Origin of the sequence: Carnobacterium sp., assembly GCF_032094055.1 — a bacterium.
Taxonomy (GTDB): Bacteria; Bacillota; Bacilli; order Lactobacillales; family Carnobacteriaceae; genus Carnobacterium_A.
In genome coordinates this window covers 1-1630 of sequence record NZ_DAMDAK010000004.1, presented here as the reverse complement: position 1 = coordinate 1630, position 1630 = coordinate 1, and the positions used below count along the sequence as shown (strand labels likewise).

At 35.1% G+C, this 1630-nt stretch carries 2 protein-coding genes; both read left to right on the top strand.

The genetic code is table 11. The features are described 5' to 3' along the window. Window positions 1–560, top strand: a 560-nt coding sequence (locus RT405_RS01150; RefSeq protein ID WP_313466861.1) for a family 1 glycosylhydrolase, incomplete at its 5' end; no start/stop codon positions are given. A gap of 375 nt (window positions 561–935) precedes the next feature. After that, the coding region (locus RT405_RS01145; protein ID WP_313466860.1) for a PTS transporter subunit EIIC at window positions 936–1630 on the top strand (695 nt) is incomplete at its 3' end.

Here is a 1630-nt window from a genome sequence, read left to right as displayed (position 1 = left end):
AACCTGAAGACTTGGCAATCATTAAAGAAAATACTGTAGATTTATTAGGAGTAAATTATTACCAGCCAAGACGGATCAAAGCAAAAGAATCAACTACTAAACTTGCTGAAGGCCCAATGCCGGACGATTACTTTGATAATTACATTATGCCTGGACGTAAAATGAACCCTTACCGCGGATGGGAAATTTACGAAAAAGGAATTTATGATATTTTAACAAATTTAAGAGAAAACTATGGCAATATCCGTTGTTTCATCTCTGAAAATGGAATGGGTGTTGAAGGCGAAGAAGCTTATATCAATGCAGACGGTTCGATTGAAGATGATTATCGAATTGAATTCGTTAAAGACCATTTAGTTTACGTGCATCAAGCGATACAAGAAGGAAGTAATGTTCAAGGCTACCACATGTGGACCTGTATGGATAACTGGTCATGGACTAATGCCTATAAAAATCGCTATGGATTTATTGCGGTTGATTTAGATCAAGAAGGAAAAAGGACAATTAAGAAGAGCGGTCGCTGGTTTAAAGAAATGACTAGTCAAAACGGTTTTAACTAATAAAAAAGTTGACCTTAAAGCAACCAAAATTTAATGTCTGCCAAGTTTTAATTTCTCTCTGTTTTAAGATAGGAGAATAAAGAAATGTAGCAGCTATCAAAAGGGTACATTCTGAGCCGAGCTCGTTTGTATCCTTTTTTGCATAAGAGCTTTACTGAATAAACACAAAAAATCATGAGTTAAAAGTAACTCTATAAGTCGTGTGTCTTCTTTTTTTATAAAAGAGAAGTTTTATTTATTAAAAGACTAGACATGTTAAAATAAAAGTGTTACACTTCTATTTGTAATCGATTTCAGTGTTGTGGAACTTGACTAGAAATAGGCCAGTTTTTAGTCAGTAAAGAAAAAATCATAAAAAAGAAAAGAGGTATATCAATGAATGAGTTTATTGATAAACTAGGCGAAAAGTTGATGCCGATTGCTGGAAAACTGGGTGATAATAGACACTTAAAAGTTTTACGTGATGCTTTTATGCTATCGTTCCCGATCACAATGTTTGGATCTATTGTCGTTGTTTTAAATAACTTGCCATTTTTCAGTGATGCAACAAAAGGTACATTAGGAACATTATTTGGAAATGGTCAAAATGCGACAATGTCGATCATGACTATTTTTGTTACCTTTGGGATTGGGTATTATTTAAGCAAGTCCTATGATGTAGAACCTATTTATGGAGGAGCTGTTTCATTAGCTGCTTACCTGATCTTGACTCCATTTGAAGCCGTAACTGAAAATGGCGAAGCTATAACAGGTGTCTTAACTTTAGATCGCTTAGGCGCTAAAGGAATGTTTATCGGAATGATTGCTGCATTTATTGCTGCAGAAATATATACACGTATTGTTAAAAAAGGAATTGTCATTAAAATGCCTGAAGGGGTACCGCCTGCAGTGGCTAAATCTTTTGCCGCTTTATTACCAGCTATCATAACCCTAACTGTATTTTTAGTTCTAAACGCTGTAGTTGTCGGTTTCTTCTCAACGAACTTACATGACGTTGTCTATAATGTGATTCAAGTACCGTTGACTGGATTAGGCAGTGGATTGCCAGCTACACTGATTGCTGTTTTCTT